This window comes from Mumia sp. (genome assembly GCF_028803055.1).
GTDB lineage: Bacteria > Actinomycetota > Actinomycetes > Propionibacteriales > Nocardioidaceae > Mumia.
Window position 1 is genome coordinate 1 of the sequence record NZ_JARBCJ010000060.1, and the last position, 6,882, is coordinate 6,882.

Genomic DNA, 6,882 nt, shown 5'->3' on the forward strand with positions numbered 1-6,882 from the left:
CTCGCGTCTATGGACACTGATCCGTACGGCCGTACAGGCTCCATCGTCGACGTGGTGGTCATCGGCACGGGTCCCGGCGGCGAGGCGGCGACGGGGGCGCTCGCACGCTCCGGGCTCGACGTGGTGGCGGTCGAGGACGGACTCGTGGGTGGCGAGTGCCCCTACTACGGCTGCATCCCCTCGAAGACGCTGATCCGCTCCGCCGATCTCCTCGCGTCGGCCCGTCGAGCCGACGGCGTGGCCGGTGAGGTCGCCGTGACCCCGCGCTTCGCCGACGCCTACGCGCGGGTACGGGACGTCACCGCCGACTGGGACGACTCGGCGTCGGTCGCACGGCTCGAGAGGGCGGGCGCGACGGTCGTACGGGGGACTGCGACCCTCACCGGGCCGCGGACGGTCGCCGTCGGTGACCGGACCTGGTCGGCTCGCCGGGGTGTCCTCCTCGACGTCGGGACCCGTCCGTCGGCGCCGCCGATCGACGGACTGGACGGCACGCCGTACTGGACCAACCGCGACATCCTCCGGAGCCCCGACCTCCCCCGATCGCTGCTCGTCCTCGGCGGTGGCGCGGTGGGGCTGGAGCTCGCACAGGCGTACGCGCGCTACGGCACGGTGGTCACCGTCGTCGAGTCCGGGCCACGGCTCCTCGCGCACGAGGAGCCGGAGGCGGGGAACCTGGTCGTCGGCGCCCTGCAGGCCGACGGGGTCACGGTGCGCACCGGGAGCCCGGTCACGGCGGTGGCGTACGACGGGGAGCGCTTCGCCATCACCCTCGATGACGGCTCCGACCTCGACGCGGAACGGCTGCTGGTCGCCACCGGGCGGACTCCCAACACCGACCGGCTGGGCCTCCAGGAGCTCGGTGTGCCCACCGAGCACGGATTCGTCACCACCGATCCGCACCAACGGGTCCTGAGCGGCGGCGCGGTGGTGGACGGGCTGTGGGCGATCGGGGACGTCACCGGCCGCGGCGGGTTCACGCACGTCTCGATGTACCAGTCCGCGATCGCCGTGGCGACGATCACCGGTCAGAAGGGCCCTGGTGCCTCGTACCGCGCGCTTCCTCGTGTCACCTTCACCGACCCCGAGATCGGCGCGGTCGGACTCACCGAGGAGCAGGCACGCCGCCGCGGGCTCCCGGTGCGTACGGGGATCACCGACCTGGCAGCGTCCTCGCGGGGCGCGACGTACGGACCGGGTGCGAGCGGGCTCATCAAGGTCGTCGCCGACGCCGAGCGCCGCGTGCTCGTCGGAGCGACCTCCGCGGGGCCGGCGGGCGGGGAGATCCTCGGAGCGCTCACGGTCGCGATCCAGGCCCGGGTCCCCGTGGAGGAGCTGCTCCGGACCATCTGGGCCTATCCGACGTTCCACCGCGCCATCGGGTCCGCCCTCGCCGACCTGTCGTGAGCGTGAGAGGCGGAGGACGGCGGGAGTGACCACGATCACCTCGACGGAGGAGTGCCCCCTCCTGTCCGGTTAGACTGGTCAAATGCTCAGGACCGTCCCGCGCCTGCCTGCCGTGATGCTTGCGGCAGCGCTGTCAGGACTCCTGCTCATGCTCGCGGGTCCGGCCTCGACCGCGACCGCTCGCAGCCAGACACCCGCGCCGTCCGACGCACGCAGCTCTGCCGACCGCGCCGTGACGGTGACCAAGGTGACGGTGCACAAGGTCGACGTCGGGGCTCGCGCCCATCACGACCAGAACGGGCTCGGGCCCGACCTCGCGGCGCTCCCTGCTGCCCACATCGGCGGCACGGCAGTGACTGCCCGCAGGGTCCTGGCTCTCGACGATGCGGCGTCGGCCGCTACCGCCTCGCCCGAGCGCAGCCGCGCGCCGCCCCGCTGACGGACGACCTCCACAGTCCTGACCGCGCTGACCGCGGTCGCCACGTCAGCAGATCCCGGAGCCTTCCGTGTCACGTCCCGATTCTCGCGCGCCGTTGTGGCGCGCTCTGGCGGCCCTCACCGTCCTCGTCATCTCGGCAGTCGTCGCCCTGAACTTCACCCCCCGCCTCGGTCTCGACCTCAAGGGTGGGACCCAGATCGTCCTGGAGACCCAGGACACCGAGCGCGTCAAGGCCGACGGCGAGGCGACCGACCGTGCGCTGGAGGTGCTGCGCGGCCGCGTCGACGCCCTCGGTGTCGCCGAGCCCACCCTGGCTCGCTCCGGCGAGAACCGGATCATCGTCGAGCTCCCCGGCGTCCAGGACCCGCGCGAGGCCGCCGAGGTCATCGGCCAGACCGCCCAGCTGACCTTCCACAACGTGATCGGCCCGGCTCAGGAGGGCGCCAAGCCCGCTGAGGGGCAGCAGATCGTCGAGGACGAGGACGGCAACCCGATCATCGTCGGCCCGCAGCTGCTCGACGGCAACGGCGTCTCCAGCGCCAAGGCCGAGCAGGAGCAGCAGTCGCTGCAGTGGGTCGTCAACGTCCGCTTCAACGGGGAGGGCACCCCCGGCTGGAAGCAGCTCGTCAACGAGGCGTGCGCCAACACCGCCGGCGGGCAGCGCATCGCGATCATGCTCGACAAGAACGTCATCTCCTCCCCCGCCGTGCAGCCGAGCCTCTGCGCCGGCCCCGGATCGACCACCAGCATCACCGGTGACTTCTCGGCCGACTCGGCCAAGGATCTGGCCGTCCTGATCGAGGGCGGCGCGCTCCCCGTCCCGGTCGAGGTCATCGAGCAGCGCACGGTCGGCGCGACCCTCGGCGACTCCGCCATCGAGGCGTCGATCGAGGCGGCGCTCATCGGCGTCGCGCTCACCGCGGTCTTCATCATGCTCGTCTACCGCCTCATGGGCTTCCTGGCGAGCATCGCCCTCGGCACCTACGCCCTCCTGTCCTACGCGATGCTCGTGTGGCTCGGGGCGACACTCACCCTTCCCGGCCTGGCGGGCTTCGTCCTCGCCATCGGCCTCGCGATCGACGCCAACGTCCTCGTGTTCGAACGAGCGCGCGAGGAGTACGCCCGGCGGACCGGTGAGGGCTTGCCACGAGCGCTCGACACGGGCTACAAGAAGGCCTGGACGGCCATCCTCGACTCCAACGTCACGACCATCATCGCCGCGGGACTGCTCTTCTTCTTCGCCAGCGGGCCCGTCAAGGGCTTCGGTGTGACGCTGACGATCGGCACGATCGCGTCGATGGTCTCGGCGCTCGTCATCGCCCGCGTCCTCACCGACTGGGCCGTACGACGGTCCTTCGCCCAGAAGCGCCCCGGCATCACGGGTCTCACCGGGACCGGCAAGTTCCGCACGTGGCTGGTGACCAAGGGACCGTTCATCCTGAAGCGCTCGGGCCTGCTCGTCGGGCTCACGCTCGCCGCGATCGCCGTCGCCGTGACCGGCGTCGTCACCCAGGGGCTCAACCTCGGCGTCGAGTTCACCGGCGGCCGCGTCCTGGACTACAAGGTCAGCAAGCCCATCACCGCCGACGCCGCCCGTACGGTCGTCAGCGATGCCGGCTTCCCGAGCGCGGTGGTCCAGGAGAGCGGTGGCGAGTCCGGCGACCAGAACAACATCACGGTCCGCACCGACAAGATCACCGACGACGAGGCCGTCAAGATCGAGGACGCCCTGGACGAGGCGGCCGGTCCCGTCACCAAGGAGCGCGACGAGCTGATCGGCCCGAGCCTCGGCAAGGAGCTCCGCAACCAGGCGATCATCGCGTTCATCATCGCCCTGGCCGCCCAGATGCTCTATCTCTCGATCCGGTTCCGATGGACGTTCGCGACCGCAGCCGTGCTGGCGCTCGCCACGACAGTGGCTCTGGTGGTCGGCATCTTCGCGTGGTTCGGTGAGCCGGTCGACGGGGTGTTCCTCGCCGCGATCCTCTCGATCATCGGTCTCGACGTGAACGACACCGTCGTCGTCTTCGACCGCATCCGAGAGAACCTGCGAGAACGCAAGAAGGGCGACAGCCTGCGCCGGATCTTCAACGACTCGATCATGCAGACGGTCCCCCGTACGGTGAACACCGGCCTGGGCGCGATCTTCATCCTCGCCGCCCTGGCGATCCTCGGTGGTGCCTCGCTCCAGCCGTTCGCGATCGCCCTGCTGCTCGGTCTCACGCTGGGCACGCTCGGCACGGTCTTCGTGGCGTCGCCGATCGCCGTCCTCCTCGAGGAGCGGTTCCAGCCCAAGGACAAGGCTGACCGCGTGGCGGCTGCGGACCCGTACGCGACCGTGCCCGCAGGTGGTCGCGAGAGCGGCGCGCTCTGACCGGGACTCGCGTCGCTCTGCCGCGGGCTCGCCCCTGACGAGACGGAAGGACCCGCCATCGGGCCGCTGCGGCGGCGCGATGGCGGGTCCTTGTCGTCGTGTCGGGTGGCGCGCCTCAGAAGGTGCCGGCGCGCTCGCGCGAGACGGTGAAGCCCTCGTCGGTCTCGGTGTTCAGGCACGTGATGCCCGTGCGCTGACTGGTGCACCCGAAGGAGCCGAGGGTCGTCGACTTGCCGTAGGCGAGCTCTGGGGAGTTGCCGGCGAGCGTCGGCGCGTCACAGCTGAAGAAGCCGCCCTCGTCGTCGACGACCAGCGTGCGACCCCATCCGTCCTCGCAGCCCTCCGGCTTGGGCGGGGGCGAGAAGTCGAAGTCGCCGATGTCGCAGCGCGCACCGTCGGTGTTGAGCCGGCACACGATGTTGCCGCTCGGGCTCCGGAACGCCCTCATCGGGCCGACGTCGTCGGTCAGGTCGGTCGCGACGTCGTCGAGCGGGAGCTGCGCGGTGCGCGGCGACGTCGTCGGGGCGGATGCTTCGGCCGCTGGCTCGGCGTCGGCCAGATCGGACGCGGAGCCGCAGCCACCGAGCGCGACCGCCAGGAGAATGGCGGCGCCACGGGCGAGCACGAACGACCTCGATCGGTGCACATCTGTCCTTCCGTACGGGCTGGTTCGTCGGCCACTCTAGGTGACCGCCCGACGGCTACGACGAGAGGTAGCGGGCGAGACCGACCTGACCGCGACGCATCATCGCCGTGTGGTTGAGCCGGAGGACCGGGGACACGAGACTGCCGATCGCGTTCATCCACGGCTCGCTCGTGACGACCTCCTGCGAGTAGCGGAGGACCGTGGTCTCGCGGTCAGCGCCGAGCCGCCAGCTCGCCCAGCCCTCGAGGTCACCGGCGATCTCGGCGAGCAGATGGCGTGACGTCTCGTCGACGCGGGTCCGGTGGAGGGTGAGGTGGAGCGTGTACGGGAGGGTCGCTCTGATCGCCAGCCGCGCGGTGTCGTCGTCGATGCCGGTGACGTGACGCACGTCGGGCCACCACACGGCATAGCGCTCGAGGTCGGCGACGGCGTCGAAGGCCTGCGCGACCGGCGCTGCCACCCGCCACGTGCTGGCGAAAGAGTAGTGCCGTGGCTTCATGACAGGGTGAGCCGCTCCGTGCGGGCGCCGCCGACGGACTCGAAGCGCCGGGGCTGACAGGTCAGGAGCACGACCTGTGCCGAACGGCCGACATCGTTGAGGACCACCGCGAGACGCTCCAGACGATCGGGGTCGGAGAAGCCGAGGGTGTCGTCGAGGATGACCGGAGCGCCCTCGTCGGGGTCGACCAGCTGTGCGCAGGCGAGGCGTCCGAGGACGGCGAGCTGCTCGCGGGCGCCGCCGGACAAGGAGCCGAACGGGACGGTGCGTCCCCGCAGCGTCCGGGTCTCGATGGCGAGGTCGGTGCTGACCTCGACCTCGAAGTCGGGCCCGAAGACGACCTTGCCGAGTCTGTCGATGCGTTGCTTGAAGGGCGCGACGTAGTGGCGCTGAGCCTCGTCGCGGTGCCGCAGCAACGTGGCGCTGAGAAGGTCGGCGGCCTGCGCCGATCGGGCGAGGCGCCGGTGGGTCGCGCTGGCGACGTCCAGCGCGGCTTCGACGTCGGTGAGCCGGTCGTGGATGCCCTCGGCCGCGCGGTCGTCGAGGAGCGTCTGCAGCTCGACGCGGCGTTCGTCGGTCCTGGTGAGGTCGCGGTCAACCCCCTCGACGAGCTCGCGGGCGTTGGCGAGCTCCATCGCGAGAGTCTCCGGGGACGCGGCCTCGAACGTGGCCCGCGACGCCCTGCTCGTCGTCCTGGCGCGCTCGTACGCCTCGTCCGCGGCGACCACGGCTTCGGTAAGTGCCTCGTCATCCACCTCTGCTCTGGCGGCAGCCAGACGCGCCGTCTCGCGCGCCAGCTCGTGCTCGGCGCTCTCGAGCTCCTGCCGAGCTCGAACCGAAGCCTCGCCCGCCACCGAGAGAGCCTCACGCGCACCGTCGTGGGCGTCCCGCGCGGCCGCCGCGTCGGCGTCGGCGTCCTCCGCGGCACTGCGGGCGGCGTCCGCGGCAGCCTCGAGGGCGTCGCGCTCGCCTTCGGCGCTGGGGTCGGAGCTGGGCTCGGCGCTGGGCTCGGCGCTGGGGTCGGAGGCGCGTCGTCGCTCGAGTGTGGCCAACCGGAGCTCGAGATCGTCCAACGTCGTGCCACCGAGGGCGTCGGAGAGCGAGTCCTCGGCAGTGGCGCACTGGGACTCGGCAACCCGACGACGCTCGTGCGAGGACCGGGCCTCGTCCAGAGAGTCCACCCCGGCCTCGTGGAGAGCCACGTCGAACGCCGCGCGCGCCCGCGCGACGCGACGGTCGAGATCTGCGGGCGGCGTGCCCGGACTGACCACGACCTCGACCACCCCGTCGACGGTGATCCGGACGTCGTCGAGGACCGAAGCCTCGTAGGTCTCGCCGACGACCTCCGCACCCCCGACGTCGACCCGGTGGCCGCCGAGGGGACGGACCGACACCCGCGCGGCGGCGGCGTCGCGGGGGGGGGGCCGCCCCCGCGCCGGCCGCGGCGGGGGGGGCGGGGGCGGCCGCGGGGGGCGGGGGGGGGGCGGGGGGGGCCGGGGGGGGCCGGGGGGGGGGGG

At 72.0% G+C, this 6,882-nt stretch carries 6 protein-coding genes; 3 read left to right on the forward strand and 3 right to left on the reverse strand.

Annotated features, from left to right (window positions below; all coding sequences use genetic code 11):
• From PV363_RS07815 to secD, 3 genes are all read left to right on the forward strand, one after another.
• On the forward strand, positions 1-1,407 hold a 1,407-nt coding region (locus PV363_RS07815; RefSeq protein ID WP_366525458.1), incomplete at its 5' end, for an NAD(P)/FAD-dependent oxidoreductase.
• Between the two features lie 82 nt (positions 1,408-1,489).
• Positions 1,490-1,846, forward strand: coding sequence for a hypothetical protein (locus PV363_RS07820; RefSeq protein WP_220344497.1), 357 nt, complete (start codon positions 1,490-1,492; stop codon positions 1,844-1,846).
• Positions 1,847-1,913: 67 nt separating this feature from the next.
• Positions 1,914-4,220: a protein translocase subunit SecD gene (gene secD / locus PV363_RS07825; protein ID WP_301022061.1), complete on the forward strand. Its 2,307-nt coding sequence runs from the start codon at positions 1,914-1,916 to the stop codon at positions 4,218-4,220.
• 115 nt (positions 4,221-4,335) lie between these two features.
• Here secD and PV363_RS07830 read toward each other — a convergent pair whose 3' ends face one another.
• The 3 genes from PV363_RS07830 to PV363_RS07840 are packed head-to-tail and all read right to left on the reverse strand — an operon-like array spanning position 4,336 to position 6,759.
• On the reverse strand, positions 4,336-4,866 hold the full coding sequence (locus PV363_RS07830) for a DUF6636 domain-containing protein (RefSeq protein WP_220347107.1): 531 nt from the start codon (positions 4,864-4,866) through the stop codon (positions 4,336-4,338).
• A gap of 55 nt (positions 4,867-4,921) precedes the next feature.
• A complete protein-coding gene (locus tag PV363_RS07835) occupies positions 4,922-5,365 on the reverse strand; it encodes an SRPBCC family protein (RefSeq protein WP_220344492.1) in 444 nt (147 codons plus the stop codon).
• Complete coding sequence (locus PV363_RS07840; protein ID WP_301022062.1) at positions 5,362-6,759, reverse strand: hypothetical protein; 1,398 nt, start codon at positions 6,757-6,759, stop codon at positions 5,362-5,364. Before PV363_RS07840 ends, PV363_RS07835 begins: the two co-directional genes overlap by 4 nt.
• Positions 6,760-6,882 lie beyond the last annotated feature (123 nt).